18 protein-coding genes are annotated in these 22673 nt (G+C 46.1%); 10 read left to right on the top strand and 8 right to left on the bottom strand.

Annotated features, from left to right (window positions below):
* Window positions 1–40: 40 nt before the first annotated feature.
* Together QZ918_RS25630 and QZ918_RS25625 are read right to left on the bottom strand one after the other, a co-directional pair.
* Window positions 41–1999, bottom strand: a complete 1959-nt coding sequence (locus QZ918_RS25630) for a cation:proton antiporter (RefSeq protein WP_293339973.1) — start codon at window positions 1997–1999, stop codon at window positions 41–43.
* Between the two features lie 711 nt (window positions 2000–2710).
* Entirely contained in the window at window positions 2711–3979 is a 1269-nt protein-coding gene (locus tag QZ918_RS25625; RefSeq protein ID WP_293339970.1) for a GH25 family lysozyme, read from the bottom strand.
* A gap of 111 nt (window positions 3980–4090) precedes the next feature.
* Between QZ918_RS25625 and QZ918_RS25620 the strand changes: the two genes are divergently transcribed.
* On the top strand, window positions 4091–4585 hold the full coding sequence (locus tag QZ918_RS25620; protein WP_293339967.1) for a DUF427 domain-containing protein: 495 nt from the start codon (window positions 4091–4093) through the stop codon (window positions 4583–4585).
* On the opposite strand, the gene QZ918_RS25615 is transcribed toward QZ918_RS25620, so the two are convergent.
* On the bottom strand, window positions 4554–4733 hold the full coding sequence (locus QZ918_RS25615; RefSeq protein WP_293339965.1) for a hypothetical protein: 180 nt from the start codon (window positions 4731–4733) through the stop codon (window positions 4554–4556). The genes QZ918_RS25620 and QZ918_RS25615 overlap by 32 nt on opposite strands.
* A 420-nt stretch (window positions 4734–5153) precedes the next feature.
* On the opposite strand from QZ918_RS25615, the gene QZ918_RS25610 reads away from it, so the two are divergent.
* Together QZ918_RS25610 and QZ918_RS25605 are read left to right on the top strand one after the other, a co-directional pair.
* The gene (locus QZ918_RS25610; protein ID WP_293339963.1) at window positions 5154–6272 is read left to right on the top strand and encodes a GGDEF domain-containing protein; all 1119 of its coding nucleotides are present in this window, start codon (window positions 5154–5156) and stop codon (window positions 6270–6272) included.
* Window positions 6273–6305: 33 nt separating this feature from the next.
* Window positions 6306–7259 (top strand): formylglycine-generating enzyme family protein, encoded by a 954-nt coding sequence (locus QZ918_RS25605; RefSeq protein WP_293339961.1) that lies wholly within the window; start codon window positions 6306–6308, stop codon window positions 7257–7259.
* A gap of 17 nt (window positions 7260–7276) precedes the next feature.
* Here QZ918_RS25605 and QZ918_RS25600 read toward each other — a convergent pair whose 3' ends face one another.
* Window positions 7277–7444, bottom strand: a complete 168-nt coding sequence (locus QZ918_RS25600; protein ID WP_293339958.1) for a hypothetical protein — start codon at window positions 7442–7444, stop codon at window positions 7277–7279.
* Window positions 7431–8447 carry a methyltransferase domain-containing protein gene (locus tag QZ918_RS25595; RefSeq protein WP_293339955.1) on the bottom strand — a complete coding sequence of 339 codons (1017 nt, stop codon included), beginning with the start codon at window positions 8445–8447 and terminating at the stop codon, window positions 7431–7433. The genes QZ918_RS25600 and QZ918_RS25595 overlap by 14 nt, the downstream gene beginning before the upstream one ends.
* Before the next feature lie 563 nt (window positions 8448–9010).
* On the opposite strand from QZ918_RS25595, the gene trxB reads away from it, so the two are divergent.
* The 5 genes from trxB (at window position 9011) to QZ918_RS25570 (ending at window position 17544) form a co-directional block, all read left to right on the top strand.
* The gene (gene trxB / locus QZ918_RS25590) at window positions 9011–10381 is read left to right on the top strand and encodes a thioredoxin-disulfide reductase (RefSeq protein WP_293339952.1); all 1371 of its coding nucleotides are present in this window, start codon (window positions 9011–9013) and stop codon (window positions 10379–10381) included.
* A gap of 374 nt (window positions 10382–10755) precedes the next feature.
* Window positions 10756–11364 (top strand): class I SAM-dependent methyltransferase, encoded by a 609-nt coding sequence (locus QZ918_RS25585; protein WP_293339949.1) that lies wholly within the window; start codon window positions 10756–10758, stop codon window positions 11362–11364.
* Window positions 11365–11815: 451 nt separating this feature from the next.
* Window positions 11816–12973 (top strand): glycosyltransferase family 2 protein, encoded by a 1158-nt coding sequence (locus QZ918_RS25580; RefSeq protein ID WP_293339946.1) that lies wholly within the window; start codon window positions 11816–11818, stop codon window positions 12971–12973.
* 10 nt (window positions 12974–12983) lie between these two features.
* Entirely contained in the window at window positions 12984–13868 is an 885-nt protein-coding gene (locus tag QZ918_RS25575; protein WP_293153492.1) for an ABC transporter permease, read from the top strand.
* 658 nt (window positions 13869–14526) lie between these two features.
* A complete protein-coding gene (locus QZ918_RS25570) occupies window positions 14527–17544 on the top strand; it encodes a tetratricopeptide repeat protein (RefSeq protein ID WP_293339943.1) in 3018 nt (1005 codons plus the stop codon).
* Here QZ918_RS25570 and QZ918_RS25565 read toward each other — a convergent pair.
* A complete protein-coding gene (locus QZ918_RS25565) occupies window positions 17541–17771 on the bottom strand; it encodes a hypothetical protein (protein ID WP_293339940.1) in 231 nt (76 codons plus the stop codon). The genes QZ918_RS25570 and QZ918_RS25565 overlap by 4 nt on opposite strands.
* Window positions 17772–18574: 803 nt before the next feature.
* Here QZ918_RS25565 and QZ918_RS25560 point away from each other — a divergent pair.
* Window positions 18575–18736 carry a hypothetical protein gene (locus tag QZ918_RS25560; RefSeq protein WP_293339937.1) on the top strand — a complete coding sequence of 54 codons (162 nt, stop codon included), beginning with the start codon at window positions 18575–18577 and terminating at the stop codon, window positions 18734–18736.
* A gap of 688 nt (window positions 18737–19424) precedes the next feature.
* Entirely contained in the window at window positions 19425–20594 is a 1170-nt protein-coding gene (rpoD, locus tag QZ918_RS25555) for an RNA polymerase sigma factor RpoD (protein WP_293153477.1), read from the top strand.
* Between the two features lie 238 nt (window positions 20595–20832).
* Here the strand turns inward: rpoD and QZ918_RS25550 are convergent, their stop codons facing one another.
* Both QZ918_RS25550 and QZ918_RS25545 read right to left on the bottom strand, forming a co-directional pair.
* Window positions 20833–20985, bottom strand: a complete 153-nt coding sequence (locus QZ918_RS25550) for a CAB/ELIP/HLIP family chlorophyll-binding protein (protein ID WP_106150125.1) — start codon at window positions 20983–20985, stop codon at window positions 20833–20835.
* A gap of 124 nt (window positions 20986–21109) precedes the next feature.
* Window positions 21110–22594, bottom strand: coding sequence for an ATP-binding cassette domain-containing protein (locus tag QZ918_RS25545; RefSeq protein WP_293340005.1), 1485 nt, complete (start codon window positions 22592–22594; stop codon window positions 21110–21112).
* Window positions 22595–22673: the final 79 nt, after the last annotated feature.

Genomic DNA, 22673 nt, shown 5'->3' with positions numbered 1-22673 from the left:
ATGGGACGATCGACTGTCAACTATCATAAAATTCTTCCCCTTACCGGGAAACGGGCGGCTGCAAAACTTCGGCCTCCTTCTCGATTATAACTTCCTCCAAAACATTCTCTAAAACAGGAGCAGGAATCGGCACTTCTTCAACTACCTGATGCTTTTCCAAAGTCAAGCGAGAGTTGGACGAACCGGACAATCTTTTTAACAATTTCGGTGTAGGATCGTAGAGTAAATAAATAATGCGATCGCCCGCTTGCCAAATTTCTGTTGCCGACACGACTTGCAAGTATCCTTGTCTTTCCAGCAGCAGCGGCGCCAACTCCCCGGCTTGCACCAAAGCTTGCAAGTGAGCAAGCTGAAATTGCAATCCCTCGCTGTTTAACTCGGTTTCCCCTAATTTTACTTCGCTGTCGGTCAAATATTCGTTCCAATCCTTCAGCGACAAATCTGAGACAAAGGCTTGATTGATTTTACTATTATTTGCAGGCGCATTTGCTTGCGGGTCTTTGGGGAATAATGCCAAAACTCTCGGTGGCGAAAACTCCTCGGCTGCTCGCTGAGCTAATACTAAGTTTACCTCGCCGTTGTTAGTCATTGCCAAAAATGTTCCCATCGAATCGAGTCCGGCTTCTTCTAACACGCTATGGTCGAGAGCGCTGCTCAAAAACACTCGCAAACCTTCTCTTTCTGCTTGCGCGCAAGCTTCGGGATTGGTGTCGATAATTGCCACTGATTCTCCGCGTTCTTGAAATAAGCGAGCAATTAATCTGCTTAAAGGATTTGACCCGACAATTGCTGCACCTGTTGCTGATTTTGATGTGACTCCTAACAGTTGAGCTATCCATCCCGCCGTCAGCCCTTGCACGAAAACTGTCATGATAATTGTCAGGAAAACTAAGGCTTTAATTGAGTCGCCACCATTGATGCCGCGCTGGGTGAGCAAAATTGCAAATAAAGAGGCGATCGACGCTGAGACAATTCCCCTCGGCGCTACCCAGCAAGCAAATAATTTTTGTCGCCAGTTCAGCCCGCTGTTCCAAGTGCACAGCCACACATTTATCGGCCGCACTACCCACATTAAGGCTAAAACTGTAAACAAACTTCCCCAACCGAGGGCGACTACACTAGCGAGGGATAAATCAGCCGCCAGCAACACGAACAGCACGGAAATGGCAAGGACTGTAAGTTGACCTTTGAACCTCCTCAGCAGCCTTTCTTCCGGCACAGCAGCCGATCGCAGGACGATGCCGGAGAGGACTGTTGCCATTAGTCCAGATTCGCTGCGGAGTTCTTCTGATAAGCCAAACAATCCCCACAAACCGGCTAAAACTACTAGGTTTTTCAAGTCTTCTGAGAGAAATTGCGATCGCTTGAGAATGAATCCCAGCAGCCAACCTCCGGCAACTCCCACGACTGCACCAACTAAAAGCCGCACGATTAAATCTCGAAACAACACCAATAAATCAGCATTACCGTTTAAGATAATATTCAGTACCAATACCGCCAGAATTGCTCCGACCGGATCGATTAAAACACCTTCTGCTTCTAGCAAAGCGGCGACTTGTTTGTCAACGGATACTTGTTTGAGCAAAGGGCCGATGACTGTCGGGCCTGTGACGACTACTAGGGAAGCATACAGAAATGCGATCGGCCAGGGAAATTCCCCCAACCAGTGTGCTGCCATTCCGCCGCCAATGAGCGTAATTAAAGTGCCGAAAGTAACTAAATTGCGGATGCTGCCGGAAACTTTGCCTAAATCTCGCAATTCCAAATTCAAGCCGCCTTCAAACAGAATTAAGGCTACTGAAAGAGACACCATAACTTCTAAACCGCTGCCCAACAGATTGGGGTGCAACAGTCCGAGGCAATCCGGGCCTGCTAAAATACCGAATAGCAGCAAAAATACGATCGCCGGAACTTTCAGATAAGCGGCCAGAACTTGAGCGCTGATACCACAGGTGACGGTCATGACCATCAACAGGGTGATGTTAAAGGGGATTTCCATAGATATGATTGTTACAGGCTGCCCGATCGGTTTTAAAATTTAAAAGATTTAAAAGTGCGATCGGGGGTGATTTGATTGCAGGCGCTATACTTGACGCTGGCACAAACTCGCCACTGCCCTGGATTTTTGTGAATAAAATTAAAAAACGTTGATATTGGCTATAACTTTATCAGATAATTCTCTTACCGTCAAAGATGAGAGTAAGCTGTAGCGCCTAGATTGTCTGTTATGTTCGAGGGGGAGAGAGGGAGAGAGGGAGAGGGGGAGAGGGGGAGAGAGGGAGAAGGGGAGATTTGATGTCGAGTTAATTCTCAAAGAAACTTCTTGCACTCATTCGGAAACTATCTTGAAATACATCTGCGTTACATCGTCGGTTGCATCGGGTGCAGGGAGCATCTCATTTTTGTAAAAAGCATTTTTTCTTTGAGTGCTGTCCGCGCTCGCGAGCTGTACAATACTCGCGAGCGGGGACAGCACTATAATAAATGCAAAACTGAGATGCTCCCTCGGGTGCATCTGGCGCAAGGCAAATATATCCGTAGGGGCGAAGCATGAACTCCGTGAATATGGGATTATAACTAATAACTTATATGCGGTCATGCGAGAGCCCTCTTCAAAAGTGAGATTCATCCGATTGCATCTGCCTAAAATCTGCGATTGACCAAATTTCAGAACAATAAAACCAGATTCATCTGTGGAATTAATCTCAAATCATTTGGCATTCTGCCATCGGCGCAGAAACTCCGATAGAGTTGCTGGCGAGACTTGTTTTTCCAGCCAATCTAAAGCCTGGTTTTGATTGGGTGCAGCGCGATAAAATTTGCAGGCATCTATCAGCCGAATCGGAGAATTTGGGACAGTCGATTGAGCGCGCCACTTTTGTGCAAACTCGGCAATAACAGCCGGCGAAATTTGTTTTTGCAGCCAATCTAAAGCTTGGTCTTGTTCTGCCAAACCGCGATAAAATTTGCTGACATCTATCAATCGCAAATTAGTGTCGCCCGGTGTGGCAGTTGTCCGCCACTTTTGACCAAATTCCCCTAAAACAGAGGTAGAAACTTGACTTTGCAGCCAAATCAAGGCAGTATCTTGAGCAGCACTAGCTTGGTAAGCTGAGAATAACTCAGTCAGCCGCGCGGCTGGTACTGGAATTGGTGTCGGAGTTGGTTTGGGAGTGGGTGTCGGCGCTGGAGGGGGAACAATTACTTTGGGAGATTTTCTCATCAACGCAGCCCAGGTTTTGATTCCTGCCAGGCCGTCTGCATTGAGGCCTTGAGATTTTTGAAACGAGATGAGGGCGGCTGTGGTAGAGGTTCCAAATTTGCCATCCATCGCGCCTTGATAGAAACCTTTACTTCTTAATTGCTTCTGGATGTCTGCAACTTTATAATTGAGGGCGCCTTCTCGGACGCTTTCAAAAATATTGGCATCTACATTGCCCGAGACACCCGACACAGTGCTACTGTCGCTGTACTGCCAAAAAGTCCAAGTCTTCCAGCCACCGGGCACCCAAGGTTCCTCGGCACTGGTATAGTGAGCAATCCATAACGGGTAATCTGCCAACCGCCGTGTCCCGAGGTTGTCCCAGAAACCGGGGTAAGTGTAGATAATTGGTCGCATTGAGGTGGTTTTTTCCACTGCTTCGAGCCAAGTTGTCGCGCGATCGCACAATTCGTCTCCACTCAAACCGCCTGTAGTTTCCACATCCAAGACTGGTGGCAAATCCCCCGCTTCGAGTTTGACAGTTTTCAAGAACAAATCTATTTGTCCTTGAACGCTGCTTTCCGGTCGAAAAAAGTGATATGCACCGCGTTGAATCCCCGCAGCTTTCATTCCCCCCCAATTCCGGGCGAAAGTTTGGGAAACTAATGTTGCACCTTCCGTCGATTTGACAAATGCGAACAGAATGCCTCCCTTGGCAACGGCTTGCCAATTTACGTTGGGCTGGTAGTCGGAAACATCTATACCGCGAATGCTCATATGATGGAGATCTGAAGAAAGCTGGATTTGTGTGAAGAAGCGACTAGATTAAGGCTACATTAAATTGTAATGCTAAGTTGCTAATTGTTTTTTGTAGGGGAGATTGTACAAGTGAACCTCGATCGCATAGAGCCAGGCCCCGGTCAAGAGTCGGTTTGGGATTACCCGCGCCCCCCTCGTCTTGAGGAATCGACCAAACACGTACAGATTATTTTTAACGGAATGACGATCGCCGATACGCGCCGCCCGTTTCGGGTATTGGAGACAAGTCACCCTCCAGCCTACTATATCTCTCCCGAGGACATCCAAATGGAATATTTGCATAAAACTTCACGGGGATCTTGGTGCGAGTGGAAGGGACAAGCGGGTTATTACACTGTGACGGTAGGGTCGAAGGAAGTTGTAAATGCTGCTTGGTTTTATCCTTATCCCAATCAGGTTTTTGCAGCTATTAAAGATTATGTGGCTTTTTATCCGAGCCAGATGAATGCTTGTTATGTGGACGGGGAATTAGTGGAATCTCAACCAGGAGATTTTTACGGAGGTTGGATTACCAAAGATATTGTCGGCCCTTTTAAGGGAGGAATCGGAACTTGGGGTTGGTGAGTTCAACAGTTGACAGTTGACAGTTGACAGTTGACAGTTGACAGTTGACAGTTGACCATGGGAGAGTGGCCTGTACCCTTAAGTCCGAGGATTGGAGTAATGAATAGTCTGATTTTAATTTCTCCCGCTCCGGCGGGCCGGCTTTCAACTAATTCTTTCTGGTAATTGTGAAATTGCTTAGTTTCTCACCACCCTTCGCGGCTTTAGGTTTTGATTTGAGGACTGGCAAAGAAACCGCGTTTTTTACGCACAACTTAGTTACGAGTTCGTCTCGGCTTAAAGACTGATTTTGTTGAGTTAGTCTGCGCCATACATGAGTTAAGGGCGGGCGCAGAAACATTTTCTTGCGCGACAACAAGCCAACAAGAAAAAAATCAAGAATACTATAAGTGTATTATTAAGTGAGGATGAACCAATGCAATCCACACTGCCGAAGCTAACGAATCAGCCCCTCCTCAAACAAACACTGTAGTCAAGAATACAGCCAATGCTAATAAATAAATGTTAAAATAATTCAAGAGCTGACACTAGATTTGTTGCTGCTGTATTGTTCATTCGGATATGCGCTGTGTCTGTGGAATTTATCGCGCCATCTAACTTCCCTGAAAAACCACCTGAAAATTTAACTTTAGAGTCTACTCTTAAGGATCTGGCTGTCTTTAATTTTCAAATTGAAGCTTCATCCCTAGCCAAAGACGTAGCTCGGTTGTTTCAATCTCACCCCCTGCTTCCGGGAGTTATCTTGACCGTAAATGGAGAATTTTTAGGAATGATATCGCGCAGGCGATTTATGGAAAGGATGAGTCGCCCATACGGAGTAGATATATTTGCTTGCAGACCAATTCTGGCTTTGTATCAAATAGCTCAAACCGATACTTTAATTTTACCAGAAGTAGCCTTAATTGTCATGGCTGCTCAGCGAGCCGTGCAGCGGCCGCCGGAACTACTTTACGAGCCGATTGTTGTGCAGTTAGCACCTCAAGTTTACCGACTGTTAGACGTGCATCAAGTATTGGTAGCTTTAGCTCAAATTCACCAACAAGCTACTTGGTATATTAGCGAGCTTTATTACAATTTATCGGTAATACAATCTGAACTAGAAGCAGCTAATTCTCAATTAAAAACAGCTAATTCCGAATTGTATCGCCTTGCTAACTCCGATGGCTTAACTTTGGTAGCAAACCGCCGCTGTTTTAACGAATATTTAGATAAAACATGGCAGAAATTGGGAGAAGAAACAGCAGAAATATCTTTGATATTATGTGATATTGACTTTTTTAAGAAATACAACGATAGTTACGGACATCAGGCGGGAGATGCTTGTTTGCAGCAGGTAGCACAAACAATTGTTGAGGCGGTAAATGACTCGGCAGGCGAAGTTTCGGAGGAAATGCTGGTGGCTCGTTACGGAGGTGAAGAATTTGCGGTAATTTTGCCTCGAACTTCGCCAAAGATTGCTGTCTCGATCGCAGAGCACATTCGAGTCTCGGTGAAAAAAATGGCAATTGAAAATATTAACTCGCCAGTATCCCCTTGTGTTACACTAAGTTTGGGGGTAGCGAGTACGGTTCCTCGACCGACAACTTCAAAAAAAGATTTGATTGCAGCAGCCGATCGTTCGCTTTATCAGGCAAAAGACGCAGGGCGCGATCGGGTAATTTTAGATGCTATCAAATTAAATAAGTAGAAGAGTTTGATTGAGGTGAGGAACTTTTAGCTTATGGAATTGCAAAAATGGCAAAAATTGAGTGACGAACAAAGATATCGCTACGCGGAGGAATTGGCAGCACATCTACCTCAGTCAGTAATTTTTAGAGGTTTACGACTTTACTCTTATGGTGGCGGCCAACTCTCTGTTGCCATTTTTGAGTACGGAGGAGCTTTATTTTCTTTGATTCCAGGGGGTGAAGTCCAACTCGGATACGAAGCCGACAATTTTTGCCCGACTGACGAGCAAATTGAATCATTTCAAGATACTGCCGAGGTGTATGAGATCGATCGAGATATCTACTCTTACCTACAAAGCGTCACTACACCTCCTCGCAAGGTGATTGTCCCCCCGCTGATTGTAGAAATTAAACCAACAAAGATTGGTTTTGAGGCAATTAGTTCGGAGTCACTTAAAATTCTGAATTTATTAAAAGACCATCCAGACTGTCCGGCTGCTAGGATTGTTAATCGATCTGACTTGAAACCAGATATTAGCTATGGATTTAAAAAATGTCAAGATGGCTCGATCGCAGCTTGGCAAATTATGCCGAAGACTTACGAAGACATTCAGGCTGAGTTGGCTGCTGGAGGACTGCGTTTGCTAACTTTCGACGAATGGGAGTATGCCTGCGGTGCGGGAAGCAAAACTCTATTTCGCTGGGGAGACTTCTGTCCGGGCGATCGCTATCCAACTGACAAGGCAGCCGACTGGAAACTCCACTTGCAGCCCAATCTTTTCGGGCTTCATATCGCGCAAGATCCCTACGATAGCGAGATAATTAACCAAAAACAGATTTTTCGAGGTGGAGATGGTGGATGTGCGATTTGCGGTGGATATGGCTTTTTTGTTGGTTGGTTAACTTTAGCAACTGCTTATGGGGAGGCTGATGCACTTTGGTATTCCGCTGAAGACCTGAAAAACATTAGTGGCAATATCATGCGCCGGGTAATTCCATTGTCCTAAAACTCAATCTGCGTTCATCAGTGTTTATCCGCTGTCATCTGCGGTAAAAAATCCCGAATCTCTACTGTGGCAATCTTGCCTGAGCGAGAACAAATCCGACGCAACCGAAAATAATATGAGTTGAGAAGCGATCGCCCTTCAACTAAAATCTTCTCAGTAACTGGCTTCTGTCTAAACAGACTCATGCCAAGCACGTTCTGCCGTCCAGTGCCTGTCGGAAGATTCATAAATCCTCAAGCCCTCCAATCCGGCACTTTCCACCATTGTCTCAACCTCATCTAGGGTAAAAGCAGCTTGTAGAGAATCGCTGAACAATTGTTTCTGATGCGAGTTGCAATCTCCCGCATACATCTGAACTAAATTATCCCTAATTTCCACTGTGTCGGGCCGCAACAAATCCCGCAAAAAAATTGCTCCCTGCGGTTTCAACACGCGGCGGACTTCTTGCAAAAAAGGCAGCGGATCCGGCAAATGGTGGATAATGCTGTTGGAAATCACCATGTCAAAACTATTTTCAGGATAGGGCATGGCTTTAGCATCGATTAATTCGAGATTGATTTGCGATCGCGCTCCGGCATTTTCCACATTCTGCGCTGCAACTTTCAGCATATTTGCCGACAAATCGATGCAAGTCAATTTCCATTCCGGCCGCAGTTGAGTGAGGGCGATTGGAATTCGCGCCGTACCCGTCCCCACGTCCAAAACGTTTCCAAAAACTGGCCCCAAAGCAGCCGCACTCTTGGCAAACGCAGCATTAACCTCAGTAAAGTCCATCGAATCGTATTCGATCGCCTCTTCCAAGGAATCCATCACCTCCGGTTCCAAAACTCGCTGCATAAAATGTATCTCACGATCTGGGATTTCTATATAGGGGCTGAGTTTCGCCTGCAAAAGCTCTACTAACTCCGGTTCCATATATCTGTAATTATCGGGGATTTGGAGGCAGATAACTTCCTTGTCCTTAATACTGTCGGGAAATTTGCTGCGAAGTCGATCGCCATGCTTCTTTTCCATCACAAATATTAGATCTGCCCAGCCAATCAAACCTTCAGTTACTCTAATTCTCGCACCTTTTTCCGTTCCAGCCGATCGCGCGCTGTACCCGCTAATTTTCTCGCAGATCTTCTCGGCCGTTAAACTCCGCCACTTATTCTGGCTGCACACAAACAATATCTTGATTTTATCCATCAACCAAAACAGCAAAAATCGATCGTACTTCTATTTTATCTGCGTTCATCTGCGTTCATCCGCCTGCATCTGCGGTTAAAAAATTCGATCGACTTTTTCCCCTTTCGCGCCTTACATATCATAAATACTGTATCTTGTCAAATCGAGCAAAATTTTATTTATAATTCTTAATCCACAAAATGCGTATTTCGCATAAAAATTTGTAGATATTACATTTGCAAAATTGAAAATTTTACGATTTTAAAGGGTTTCAGGGTCAAAATCAAAAAATTGTCATAGCACCCCTTGAGTATCAGAATCGTATAATAGCTCAAAGGTTGCAAATTCGTCAAGCAAATGAGAATGGAATCAATAGTGAAGGATGGTAATTTTCCGGGTTTTTGGAGATTGATTGAACATTTAAAACAAAATTACTTTTACTATTGTTTTTGCTTATCAAAGTAGCGTCAGTTGTGCCGATCGCCCTCATCCCCTCAAAAATAGTAGATACACTCCAGCGAACTTGTCCGGCATTTGTTATAATTCAAATTAAACGAAGTCGTTATGAGTTCAATTAAATACCTATGACCAAGGAAACCGTAGAAAACCTAGTAATTATCGGCTCAGGCCCCGCAGGCTACACGGCAGCCATCTACGCTGGGAGAGCCAACCTGAAGCCAGTCGTTTTTGAAGGCTACCAAGCCGGAGGCATCCCCGGCGGTCAACTGATGACCACGACAGAAGTCGAAAACTTCCCCGGCTTTCCCGAAGGCATCACCGGGCCGCAACTGATGGATCGGATGAAAGCTCAAGCAGTGCGCTGGGGTGCAGAGTTATATACAGAAGATGTAACTTACGTTGATTTAACAAAGCGGCCGTTTACAGTGCGATCGGACGATCGAGAAATCAAAACCCACACCATAGTAATTGCCACAGGCGCGACTGCCAAAAGATTGGGTTTGCCGAGCGAACATATATTTTGGAGTAACGGTATTTCTGCCTGTGCGATTTGCGACGGCGCCACCCCAATTTTTAAAGGAGTAGATTTAGCTGTCATCGGCGCGGGCGACACCGCAGCGGAAGAATCGATTTATCTAACAAAATATGGATCTCACGTTCATATGTTGGTGCGGCGCGATCGGATGCGTGCTAGCAAAGCTATGCAAGACCGAGTGCTGAGCAATCCTAAAATTACCGTGCACTGGAACACCGAAGCTGTGGATGTTTTGGGAGTGCCGGGGAGCAAGATGGATGGGTTGAGAATTAGAAATATTGAGACCGACGCCGAGAGCGATTTGTTGGTGAAGGGTTTGTTTTACGCGATCGGTCACACTCCCAACACTCAGCTTTTCCAAGGTCAGCTAGAACTCGACGAACTAAGCTATATCGCCACGAAACACGGTTCGGTGGAAACTAGCGTGGATGGAGTGTATGCTGTCGGGGACGTGCAAGACCACGAGTTTCGTCAAGCCATCACTGCGGCGGGTAGCGGCTGCATGGGGGCGATGCTGGCAGAAAGGTGGCTGTCATCGAACGGCTTGACTCAGGAATTCCATCAAACCGAGGAATCGCAGCAAGCAGCAGCGACACCGGAAGCTCCAAAAGTCCGCAAAACTAGCGAGAACTTTGATATTAACGACACCCGCCACGAAGGAGGTTATGCTCTGCGGAAGTTGTTCCACGATAGCGATCGACTGATTGTAGTTAAATACTCGGCTCCGAGTTGCGGCCCTTGCCACAGTCTCAAACCGATTTTGAGCAAAGTAATAGATGAGTTCGATGGCAAAATTCACTACGTGGAAATCGACATCGAAGAAGATCCCGAAATTGCTGAAAATGCTGGCGTGATTGGTACGCCGACAATTCAGTATTTCAAAGACAAAGGTTTGGTGACTGAGCTCAAGGGAGTTAAGCCGAAAAGCCAGTATCGCGAGTTAATTGCCAGCAATTTGTAAGCTGGCGCCGCATTGGTTCGTAGTGAGGACTTCAGTCCGCGCTTTTGGAAGGACTAAAGTCCTCACTACCAGCCTGCTGCGATTGAATTGGTTGGTAGTGAGAACTTCTGTCCGCGCTTTCGGAAGGACTAAAGTCTTCGCTACGAACCAGATTGGTTTGATCGTTTGGACTTCTGTCCGCGCTTTTGGAAGGACTAAAGTCCTGACTGCGAACCAGCCAAAGAAGGACTAAAGTCCTCACTACGAACCGGGGCGATCGCCCGCGATCGATGTTTGATAAAATTAGACTGACACTCGTCCTGCAGAAACCAGGTTGATGACACTGGGTTCGGAGCGTTCAAAAAAAAGTACGATCGGGGAACTTTGCAGATCGCATGACACAAACTAACTTAAATCTCCAGCCCGACTACTGGAATAAGATTTGGCAAGAAGAAGGCCGCGGAACTTGGCGTCGGTATCCCGGCTGCTTCGGCAGAGTTTGTTGGGCCGTCGGACACGGGATGGAAGTGTTAGAACTCGGATGCGGTTCAGGTGTCCTGGCTTCTCAGTTGTTAGAGTTTGGCAATTCAGTAACTGGGTTAGATATTTCCGAAGCTGCGATCGCCCAACTTCCCAAAGAGATCTCAGGGGTAGTTTCAACTTTACCGGAAATTCCTTTTCCCGATCGCAGTTTTGATGTTGTAGTAGCAACAGAAGTTTTAGAGCATCTCGACGACGATCGAGCGTGCGTGAGAGAAATCGTTAGGGTGTTGCGATCGGGCGGCAGAGCTTTTTTTGCCGTACCCAACGATTGCCTCGGCCCTGATGAAGAACCAGAGCACGTTCGCAAGTACACTCCAGAAAGCCTAATGGATTTACTCTTGCCTTACGGCGACGTTTTTACGGAAACATTTATTGATGAGTTCAGTGTTGGTAGAGATTTTATTGCTCTGCCAAGCATTTTAGCAGCGCTCTACCTTCCCGACGATAGCGAACTTGTTTGAGTTGCAACATATCAGGATCAAAATTGACACTTTCAGGTCTGAAGAAACTGAGATTCTGCGGACAGAATAGGTTTGGGTAACACCCAAAGTCTAACTCTCGCTACGGCCGTCAAACGCCGTCTACCTAGTCACCAATCGTCAAGCGATAGTTACTAGCTACTTTTTTTTTAATGTTTTCAGAACTCATCACTCAGCCAAGACGCGGTACGCTCCACAACCTGCCTTTATTTGCTCTTTCCTGTCATACTGCATTAGGACTAAAACCTAACCGTTGTTTCATAGGAGCCGGGATTTCTCGGATACTAGGATACTTCAACACGTAGATGTTTTTGTTCTTACTCACAATTCAAACAATACCACATTTTCAAGAACACGGGGACTGAATTCCCCCTTAGAACTTCCCTAAGAAGGACTAAAGTCTCGCTCGTTTCCCGCATCCCGTATTAATTTTATGAGCATTAGCGCAGCACTCGGACAAAAACCATTTTTATCTTTTTGTGCGATCGTCAAAAATGAAAGCGAGAATTTAGCGCGCTGTTTGGCCAGCGTTCAACCCTACGTTGATGAAATAATTGTAGTCGATACGGGTTCGGAAGACGGTACGCCGGAAATTGCCAGTCAGTACGGAGCAAAAGTGGGATATTTTGAGTGGTGCGACGATTTTGCGGCGGCGCGGAATTATGCTTTATCTTTAGTGACGGGTGAGTGGATTTTAGTGCTGGATGCAGATGAGGAGTTAGTTGTGCGATCGGCAGATTTTAGAGAAACCCTCAAATCCCACCCAGAAGCGCTCGCTTATTCCATAATTAGAACAGAAGTTAAGCCACAAGCAGGAATGACTCCGTTACACATGACTCGCCTGTTTCGCAATCTCCCAGAAATTAGATATGTCGGTCGTTTCCACGAGCAAATCCAGTATCAAAACAGCAGTTTGAGCGACATTGAAGCCAGCAGTTTAGATAGTGTCAGAGTATTGCATCACGCCAACAGCCACCAACAAGTCGCCGCCAAAGTTGTCAACCGCAATATTCCCATCTTAGAACTGGCCCGACAAGAAGAAGGGCTTAGTCTCATGCTATTGTACTCCCTAGCTGGGATGTACGGCGCAGCGGGCGAGGACGAGAAAGCGCGAGACTGCTGGGAGGAAGCATTAGAAAGATTGTTTCCGCATTTGATAGACGGCAACCCTCCAGAAGAATTTGGTTTCATTCCCTCCTTAGTTTTTACTTTAGCAGGGCGATCGCTCCAAAATCGAGATTACGAAACAACGATGTTACTTTGTCAGCGAGGTCTGGAATGGTGTCCCAACTATCCACCCCTAAATTATATAGCTGGCATGACTTTAATTAATCTAGGATTTCCGTTAGGTGCCGTTGCTTACTTTGAGAATTGCCTGAAACTGGGTAAAGATAGCAGCTACTATAAAGGAGAACCATTCGAGCCAAGTTTCACCACCACCGACCCGGCTTGCTGTTTGGGTCTAGCTTATATTAACTTAAAGCGTTGGTCGGATGCAGTATCGGCATTTGAACTAGCGCTGACTTTCGATGAAAACTGCACAGCAGCCCAGGAAAATTTAGCAAAAATCCGACAAAGCTTCAATCAGTAAACGGCTAAACATGACACTAAACAAAGTTCAATTACCGCGATTTCTCAACATTGCCTCACCGTCAAGCCTGTCAATGAAAATGATGTGGGCGGGTTTGGCAATAACTGCCTTATTTATCGTAGTAGCAACCTTGTCTCCCGCGATGCAAGCTTGGGGATGGCTGCAAAATCCTACCGATGCTTTGATTAACCCGATTCACGAACCCCCGTCGGCGAATTATTGGTTCGGTACCAGCCGCAGTGGCTACGATGTTTTTTCGCGCACGCTGTTTGCTTCGCGGGCGGCTTGGCAAGTCGTGATTTTAGCCACAGCGTTGAGTTTGTTTGTCGGCGTGCCGCTGGGTTTGGTTAGCGGTTATTTGGGTGGCAAGCTCGATCGCGTGCTGTTATTTTTAATGGATACAATTTATACGTTGCCGGGATTGCTGCTTTCGTTAACTTTAGCATTTGTCGTGGGGAAAGGAGTATTGAATGCTGCGATCGCCCTGAGCATTTCCTACATCCCTCAATACTACCGCGTCGTCAGAAATCACACCACTAGCGTCAAAAACGAATTATTTGTCGAAGCCGCCCGCGCAATGGGTGCTGACACTTGGACAGTGCTGTCGCGCTACTTGTTTCTCAACGTGATTCAGAGCGTACCGGTGCTGTTCGCGCTCAACGCCGCCGATGCCATTTTAACATTAGGAGGCTTAGGATTTCTCGGTTTGGGACTTCCCGAAGAAACTCCGGAATGGGGACACGATTTGCGTTTAGCTTTAGATGCGCTACCTACGGGCATTTGGTGGACGGCTTTGTTTCCCGGTTTGGCAATGACTTTAATGGTAGTTGGGCTATCTTTGGTGGGAGAAGGATTGAACGAATTTGTCAATCCCCGCCTGCGAAACCAACAGTAATAGGCAAGATTGGTTCGTAGTGAGGACTTCAGTCCGTTCTTTTCCCAACAGTAAAGCTCTAAAAAAGCTTCAAATCAAGGTTCGTAGTGAGGACTTTAGTCCTTTTCCTCCCTAACAGTAAAGCTCTCAAAAAGCTTTAGATTAAGGTTCGTAGTGAGGACTTCAGTCCGTTCTTTTCCCAACAGTAAAGCTCTAAAAAAGCTTCAAATCAAGGTTCGTAGTAAGGACTTTAGTCCTTCCCCCCCCCCAAAAAAAAACCGTAAAGCCCTAAAAAGGTTCGTAGTGAGGACTTCAGTCCTTTCTTTCCCGAGGACTAAAGTCCTCACTACGAACCGTTTAAGAACAACTAGAACAAGCTTCAAATCAAGGTTCGTAGTAAGGACTTTAGTCCTTCCCCCCCAAAAAAAAACCGTAAAGCCCTAAAAAGGTTCGTAGTGAGGACTTCAGTCCTTTCTTTTCCGAGGACTAAAGTCCTCACTACGAACCGTTTAAGAACAACTAGAACAAGCTTCAAATCAAGGTTCGTAGTAAGGACTTTAGTCCTTCCCCCCCAAAAAAACCGTAAAGCCCTAAAAAGGTTCGTAGTGAGGACTTCAGTCCTTTCTTTCCCGAGGACTAAAGTCCTCACTACGAACCGTTTAAGAACAAAACGCAAAAGATGGAATACCAAAGATTTATAGAACAAATATCTGACTTTTACAATAACTGGGGACAACCGCAAGCCGAACCAAAATCGAATCAATTTCAGCCAATAATCAACTCTCTGCAAACCACAACGACAGCCAATGCAATGCAGTTGCTAAATTTTGCTGTCGAATGTATGTCTTCCGAAGAAATCTACTGCGAAATCGGCTGCTTTCAAGGCGGTAGCTTAATCGGTACACTGCTAAATCATTCACAAATAACAGCTTGTGCCGTTGATGACTTTTCTGAATTTGATACTTTTGGCGACAGCAGCGATAATTTAGGAGAAAACCTAGCCAACTTTAATTTATCAGAACAAGTTTTCTTTTGCAATCAAAATTTTGAGGAATTTTTCTGGGATTTGCGGGAAATGCGATCGCCAGATCGCATTGGTGTATTGTTTTATGATGCCGCTCACGATTATCGATCGCACTTACTAGCTTTACTTTTATCCAAACCGTTTTTAGCAGACTCGGCACTCATTGTTGTCAGCAATAGCAATTGGGAGACTCCGCGTCAAGCCAACTGGGATTTTATCGCCGCCCACCCTCAATGCCAACTGCTGCTCGATTTTTCGGCGCCTGAATTTAGCAATGCTTGGAATGGCTTGCAGGTTTTCAGTTGGGATGTCAATACATCCGGCAATTACGATTGGTCAACTTTTCAGAAATTGCGAAATCAAGCTGCGATTCAATCAATTTACGATTTGCAGCAATCCGATCGCAAAAAAATTACCGAAGAGCTCTACAGTCAAGCTTTAAATCTGCACCAAGCCGGACAATTTACCGCGGCAGAGGAGAAATACAAGCAGGTTTTGCAGTACGATTCAAATCAAGTCAATGCTTGGCAAAATCTCGGTACACTTTATTATGCCACAGAGCGGTATCGAGAAGCGCAACAGGTGCTGACCGAATGTTTGGCGCTGGATTCCTCCGTAGCTGGCGCTCATTACAGCTTGGGCTTGGTGTTGGAAAAAATCGGGGATGTTATCGGTGCCGTGAGAGCTTATCGAGAGGCGATCGCCCTCGAATCCAACTACATTGATGCTTATAATAATTTAGGGAATATTTTAGGACAAATCGGCGATCTCGATCGAGCTGAGTCAATTTACCGTCAAGCGATCGCACTTAATCCAGCTCATTTTGGCGGCTACCTGAATCTCGGCAACTTGCTGCTGTCGCAAACAGAAGTCGAACGCGCGATCGATCTTTATGAAACTGCCCTCCAATTGCAGCCGGATGCTGCTGAAGTTGTCGCCAATCTCGACTTTGCCCGCCGTCTCAAAAATGACCCGATTCAAGCATACCTTTATTTTGGCAGCGATCGCTACGGGCGCGGCGAATATCAACAAGCCGTTATCCAGTACAGCAAATTTTTAGAAGTTCAAACAGGCGACATCCAATTATACTTGAATTTGGCTGAGTGTTACCAACACTTAGAGGAATATGCAGCCGCCATTCAAATTTGTCGGGAGGCGATCGAGCTTTATCCAGCAGCCGCCAGTCTTCACCGCAGTTTAGTCTTGGCATTGCTAGCATCCGGGAGAACTTCAGAAGCGATCGCAATTGCGACAGATGCGTCGAGTTTATTTCCCCAAGACAGCTTTTTTAATCCGGGACAGTATTTAATTCTGCCGGTGATTTATGAAAGTGTAGAGGAAATAGTTGTTTATCGCGATCGGTTTGAGACGGGAATCAAACAGTTAATCCAACAAACCAACCTCGATACAGATGAAGGCAAACAAAAAGCCTTAACAATTATCAGCCAGCACACCAACTTCTTTTTAGCTTACCAAGGCTGCAACGACTTAGACATCCAGAAACAGTACGGGCAATTTGTTCGCAGAGTCATGGCGGCCAACTATCCGCAGTGGGCAAAGGATTTACCGCTACCTCCCCCCAGCCAAACCGGCAAAATTCGCATCGGGTACATCTCTGGCTGCTTGTGGGGACATACAGTCGGTAAATTAACCCTCGGCTGGCTGCAACACAGCAGCAGCGAATTTGAAGTATATTGCTATCAAATTACCGAGACGCAAGACCACTTTACTCAACAGTTCCGATTTTACAGCGATACTTTCCACTACATCCCCGGCAACTTAGAATTAATCTGCCAACAAATTATTGCTGACCAATTACACGTGCTGGTTTTCCTCGATATTGGGCTGCAACCGCAAATGACTCAACTTGCAGCCTTGCGCCTTGCTCCCATTCAGTGTACCTCCTGGGCGCATCCGGTGACTTCAGGATTGCCGACAGTCGATTATTTCCTTTCCAGCGACTTGATGGAACCGGAAAATGCAGTTTTACATTATTCAGAAAAATTAATTCGATTGCCGAATATTGGCATTTGCTACCCTTCGCCAGCAATTCGATCGGCAACAGCCACTCGTGGAAATATTGGGCTGCGGGAGGGGGCTGTTGTTTATCTCTGCTGTCAAACTCTCTGCAAATACCTGCCGCAACACGACTATATTTTCGCAGAAATTGCCCGACAGGTTCCTCAAGCTCAGTTTGCCTTTATATCACGTCCGAATGCTGATATTGGTAAACTGTTTCAGCAGCGACTCCAGCGGACTTTTGCTAAGTACGGTTTGGATAGCGGTGATTTTTGCGAGATTTTACCTAAAATGGATGAGAAAGCTTATTGGAATCTTCAACTTTTGTCTGATGTTTTTCTCGACAGTTTCGGTTGGTCTGGAGGTCACACGACTTTGGAAGCGATCGCGTGCAATTTACCAATTGTCACTTGTCCGGGGGAATTTATGCGGGGCCGCCATTCCTCTGGGATTTTGGAAATGCTGGGAGTGACCGAAACAGTTGCTCAAACCGCAGCAGAATACGTAAAAATAGCTGTGAGGCTGGGATTAGAATCGGAATGGAGGCAGAGTATTGCCGATCGAATTTTGCAAAGACAAGGGCGTCTGTACGGCGATAAAACTTGCGTCGCAGCCCTGGAAGCTTTTTATTATTGTGCAGTTGAGTCAGTTTAATTATTCGATCGCGCTTGTCGGAGGTTTGGAGTCGCCAAGCGGTGATTGACTGCCCAACATCCGTGGCGATCGCGATCTGTTGCACAGTTGTTTTTAATAGGATAATGATGGCGGCAAATTTTTTGTCCTTGCCACCAACCTTTATACTTAAGCCTGAGTCTGGTTTTGTCGCTCCCTGTTTTCCCACATAAGACAACTGTTTTGTCAGATCCCAGCCCCGATCCCATGAATCATTCCCATGCCCAATCCGCCATCTTTCATCTAAAATAGTATGAGTTGGCTTTAAATACAGCAGGTCGTTGCGTAATATTACTTAGTATTGCGGAGAAAGGGTTCATCGCGTCTTTATATTGCAGCGGATATTTTTTAAGCAAGTATAAAGTTGCACCTCTTTGCAACAACCAGGTCAGACAATTTTCGATTTGAGATTTTCGATGGAATCAGCTATACGATAATGGTTGGGATCGCGGGTCTACCGTCACATTTTTTGAGGAAACAGGCGTCCGTTCAACGGCTAGCTGCTCTCAACAGAGAGCTTGGAGTTTCTCAAATCCATCGAGTACTGCCATGGAGGCGATCGCTGGTTAAGAAGATCTGCCTCGGCGAGATCGAGCTAAACTTAGTAATATTCGACTTAAGTTGTTTCTGGGATTAAAATGAATGTAGATATTAGCTAGAGAGACGAGCAATCCCCGAGCAGTTCGCAGCGTAACAATTACCGCAGGAGCGAACTCTTAGCAAACTTTCTCATTCTGGCTGTTATCTCTCAGGCAGCAAAGCTCACAGACAAGCTTAAATGAGAATGTGACGTTACGAACTTAATGTGATGTAATGTCAAAAGCAGCCCCAATTTTTCAAAATTGAGCTAACTTAACAAAGAAAGCCCCTGTTGCACTACTAAACCCGCAACGCTTCATTGGGGGCGATCGTCGGTCTCTCATCCAGAGTTGCCGACTGACAACAACGAAAGCTCGCAAGCTTTATTCAATCGCAGATTGCGTATGATTCAATTCAGGGAAACAGGGTAAAGATGGGTGCATTTACACGGATTGTATTGGTCTCAATTCCGGCAAGTCAAAAATTGTCTGCTAACTCTCTGGCAGACTGCGCCGCAGCCGTCAACCCAAATATCCACACAAAACAGCGCCGTTCGATCGTGCCAAAGTTTTTGGGGGCAATTCTCAGGATTTAGCAGAGTCAGGCATTAGTCCGAATTGTCAAGCTAAGCTGACAGAGTTTTCCTAGTTCTTGACAAAAAACGGAAAACAACTTCCATTTTTTGTGAGAACGGCTACAATCATAAGGGTCTTTGCAAGATCCGATTCTCACAGTTTGGTGCTTCGACTCTCTGCTGTTACATTTGAGGCAGCAGACCCGCATCCAAGGTGGCGAAAATTTGCCGTGCAACTGTGATGTCTGACGACATCGTGAAAGCAGCAAGCAAATCAAAAGTTGGACACCCATAACAGAAAAGTTAGAGGGTTCCATGCCGGAAAACTTGTACGGGTAAAAGATCGAAGTACCGAGTAAAAAAGCCAGTATTTTTGAGGTGCGATCGCATCTCCGGGTTTGCTTTTCTGGGTCAGGTATCGCAGACGATGCGTTAACTCGCACAAACAAGAAAAAGCCGCACGCTCAATCCGAGGTTGCGATGTTAAAGTCGGCGATCGAGTGAGTGAATGCGCTGGCTACTTCTTTCCCAGAACTCGAACTTTGACTCATAGAATTGGTGCAGTTTCGGTCACTGCTTCACTTAGCAGACCGAAAATCCCACGATTTCTTCCTGCGGGAATGTCAATACTGGCTAACTTGTCTAAACTACAAACAGACACTATTCCACTGTTATTTATTCTTTAATTCAGGAGCATGAGGAAGGCGGCATGATCCAGGCTAACACCGTACTCGAAACCAAAATTACACCCAAAATGGAAACTATCGAGTTGCTGAGGAACGCCGAAAGCGTTCTACCTGAGAGCGAGTTGGAACTCTTTATCGACGAAGAAGACGATCGAGAAGATTTTCTAGACAACCCGTCTGAGGAGGACGACACTAAAGCTGGCAAAGGCGCGAAAGCCCGCCGTCGGGCTCAGGCAAAGAAAAAGCATTATACAGAAGACTCTATTCGTCTCTACCTGCAAGAAATCGGTCGGATTCGACTGTTGCGAGCCGACGAAGAGATTGAACTCGCCCGCAAGATTGCAGATTTGCTGGAATTGGAGCGAGTTCGAGAACAACTGCTAGAAGAGTTGGATCGCGAACCTAAAGACAACGAATGGGCTACTGCTGTAGAAATGGCACTACCTGCATTCCGTCACCGACTCCACGTCGGTAGGCGTGCCAAGGAGAAGATGGTGCAATCAAACCTGCGTTTGGTGGTGTCGATCGCCAAAAAGTACATGAATCGCGGTTTGTCTTTCCAAGATTTGATTCAAGAAGGCTCTTTGGGTCTAATCCGGGCTGCTGAAAAATTCGACCACGAAAAAGGCTACAAGTTTTCTACCTACGCAACTTGGTGGATACGTCAAGCCATCACCAGAGCAATCGCCGATCAATCCCGGACTATCCGCCTCCCGGTTCACCTTTACGAAACCATCTCGCGGATTAAGAAAACTACCAAGCTGCTTTCTCAGGAAATGGGCCGCAAGCCTACGGAAGAAGAAATCGCCACCAAGATGGAGATGACGATCGAGAAGTTGCGCTTTATTGCTAAATCCGCACAGTTGCCAATTTCTTTAGAAACTCCGATCGGCAAAGAGGAAGACTCGCGTCTGGGAGACTTTATTGAATCTGACGGGGAAACGCCAGAAGATCAAGTCTCGAAGAACTTGCTCAGGGAAGATTTGGAAAGCGTTTTGGATACTCTCAGCCCCCGAGAACGGGATGTACTGAGGCTGCGTTACGGCTTAGATGACGGACGGATGAAGACCTTGGAGGAAATTGGTCAAATCTTTAACGTCACTCGCGAGAGGATTCGCCAAATCGAGGCTAAAGCCCTGCGGAAATTGCGCCATCCCAACCGCAACAGCATCTTAAAAGAATATATCCGCTAGAGCATTTGTCTCGCATCACCCAAAAGAGTGATTTACTCTTTTGGGGTGGAACCCCCTACCCCAAAAAGAGCGATCGCTGTTAAACATTGTGCTGCTGAATGCAGGGCCGCAATTCGCTATTTGCTCCTGCTAAATTGTCCTGCAAAAATTGCCCTGCTAAAAACGCACCTGCAAAATTTTGGGAGTTCCTTCGGGAACTCCCAAGCTTTGCAGTGTCACAAAAGTCTTAACTAGAAAATTAGATCAGGCCCCAGAAGTGAAGCAGCCCTTGACCAGAAACCAATTCGATAATCACAGCGGCCGAGAAACCGATCATTGCTAAACGACCGTTCCAATTTTCAGCTCCCTCGCTGAAGCCCCAGTTCCAAGCGTTGCGTTTTTGTTCTTGCATAGTGCGAACTCCCTTCGTTAACTTTTGTAAGGCTTATGTTAATTAATATAACAGTTACTTGAAAAAAGTGCAAGTGTGCGATCTGTGATCGGTCACAGCGGTCGATCGACCTATCTCTTGTTTCCTACCGAGGAAAAATCGCCAATTCGGTATCGGGATCGAATAAGTGAATTTTGTCATGGGCGATCGCCAACCAAAGCTCCTCGCCAACACGGATCGATCGATCGGGAGGCACCCGCACCTGCATCCGCACAGCCGGATCGTCAGTCAAACACACCCGCAAATAAGTTTCGTGTCCCAAAGCCTCCACAATTTCCACTTGTACAGACAGATTTTTGGTAGCAGGAGGGTTGATGCTGAGATGTTCCGGGCGAATGCCCAAAATCAGTCCTCGCCCGTCATATTTTTGTAGATTTTTCGCCCAAATATCTGGTAAAGTAAAGCGAAATTGCGGGTGAGAAATCAACAGCGGGGCGGTAAACTGCACGGGCAAAAAATTCATCGGCGGAGAACCAATAAACTCAGCCACAAATAGATTCGCCGGCTTGTTGTAAAGCTCCAGAGGCTTAGCGACTTGCTGAAGCTGGCCAGCATTCATAATAGCAATGCGATCGCCCATAGTCATCGCCTCAGTTTGGTCGTGAGTCACATAAATAGTGGTAGTGCCCAACTGCCGCTGTAACTGCACAATTTGCGATCGAGTTTCCGCCCTCAACTTCGCATCAAGATTCGATAGCGGTTCGTCCATCAAAAACACTTCAGGATTTCGAGCCATCGCCCTACCCAAAGCCACCCGCTGCTTTTGTCCTCCCGAAAGTTGTTTCGGAAAGCGATTTAAAAGCGGTTCTATTTGCAATAATTGAGCTACCTTCAGAACTCGTTCTCCTACCGCCTTTTCCCGTTCAGACAAATAGCGTAAACCCGGAGGAAGTTTGCGAGTTGCTCCAACTAAAAAGTCCTCCCCCAAAGTATATATTCGCTCCTTGTTTACAGTATTATAAGTTAAATAATCGATCGCCTTTTTTATTTGATTTTTAATTTCTTTTGCCTTCTCACTGCTTGTTTTGTCTCGATCTTTCTCTTTCTCTTCTACTGAATACCCGCTAACTTCTAGCTGCTTCCTTTTAACATTTTCCTTTTTCCTTCTCTCTTTTACCTTGTTCGTTCTATCCGTTACATCCGTTAAATCCCGTACAGTGCTCGTTGCCGAACCTTCTTCCTTCTGTGAGCGGCGCAATCCAAAGGCGAGATTATCGTAGACTGTTAAGTGAGGATAGAGAGCATAATTTTGAAATACCATAGCGATATCTCGGTCTTTTGGAGGCAAATCGTTAACGAGCCGATCGCCAATCCAGATATTGCCGGCTGTCAAAACTTCCAAACCGGCGATCGATCGCAGCAAAGTGCTTTTTCCGCAGCCCGAAGGCCCCACCAACACCATGAATTCTCCGTCTAGGACGGTCAGGTTAATCCGCCGCAAAACAGTGTTAGCCGAAGAGCTAGGAGTCTCTGTTGAGACACTTTCTGCGACGTTGTTTGCTACTTTTTCCTGTTCTCCTTGGCGGAGGGGAAAACTTTTGTAGATATTTTCTAATACAACTTGCGCCATCAAACGATTTTAGATTTTAGATTGGGCATGGGCATGGGGCATGGGGCATGGGGCATGGGGCATTGGGCATTGGGCATGG

The sequence above is a fragment of the Microcoleus sp. CAWBG58 genome (assembly GCF_020883045.1).
Taxonomy (GTDB): Bacteria; Cyanobacteriota; Cyanobacteriia; order Cyanobacteriales; family Microcoleaceae; genus Microcoleus.
The sequence above is the reverse complement of the archived record's forward strand: the minus strand, read 5'-3'. Positions and strand labels throughout refer to the sequence as shown.

Excerpts from the sequence above, each read along its gene's own strand:
- QZ918_RS25630 (WP_293339973.1), bottom strand. The coding sequence starts at position 1,999 with ATGGAAATCCCCTTTAACATCACCCTGTTGATGGTCATGACCGTCACC.
- QZ918_RS25625 (WP_293339970.1), bottom strand. The coding sequence starts at position 3,979 with ATGAGCATTCGCGGTATAGATGTTTCCGACTACCAGCCCAACGTAAAT.
- QZ918_RS25605 (WP_293339961.1), top strand. The coding sequence starts at position 6,306 with ATGGAATTGCAAAAATGGCAAAAATTGAGTGACGAACAAAGATATCGC.
- QZ918_RS25600 (WP_293339958.1), bottom strand. The coding sequence starts at position 7,444 with ATGAGTCTGTTTAGACAGAAGCCAGTTACTGAGAAGATTTTAGTTGAA.
- QZ918_RS25595 (WP_293339955.1), bottom strand. The coding sequence starts at position 8,447 with ATGGATAAAATCAAGATATTGTTTGTGTGCAGCCAGAATAAGTGGCGG.
- trxB (WP_293339952.1), top strand. The coding sequence starts at position 9,011 with ATGACCAAGGAAACCGTAGAAAACCTAGTAATTATCGGCTCAGGCCCC.
- QZ918_RS25585 (WP_293339949.1), top strand. The coding sequence starts at position 10,756 with ATGACACAAACTAACTTAAATCTCCAGCCCGACTACTGGAATAAGATT.
- QZ918_RS25580 (WP_293339946.1), top strand. The coding sequence starts at position 11,816 with ATGAGCATTAGCGCAGCACTCGGACAAAAACCATTTTTATCTTTTTGT.
- QZ918_RS25575 (WP_293153492.1), top strand. The coding sequence starts at position 12,984 with ATGACACTAAACAAAGTTCAATTACCGCGATTTCTCAACATTGCCTCA.
- QZ918_RS25570 (WP_293339943.1), top strand. The coding sequence starts at position 14,527 with ATGGAATACCAAAGATTTATAGAACAAATATCTGACTTTTACAATAAC.
- QZ918_RS25565 (WP_293339940.1), bottom strand. The coding sequence starts at position 17,771 with ATGGGATCGGGGCTGGGATCTGACAAAACAGTTGTCTTATGTGGGAAA.
- QZ918_RS25560 (WP_293339937.1), top strand. The coding sequence starts at position 18,575 with ATGGGTGCATTTACACGGATTGTATTGGTCTCAATTCCGGCAAGTCAA.
- rpoD (WP_293153477.1), top strand. The coding sequence starts at position 19,425 with ATGATCCAGGCTAACACCGTACTCGAAACCAAAATTACACCCAAAATG.
- QZ918_RS25550 (WP_106150125.1), bottom strand. The coding sequence starts at position 20,985 with ATGCAAGAACAAAAACGCAACGCTTGGAACTGGGGCTTCAGCGAGGGA.
- QZ918_RS25545 (WP_293340005.1), bottom strand. The coding sequence starts at position 22,594 with ATGGCGCAAGTTGTATTAGAAAATATCTACAAAAGTTTTCCCCTCCGC.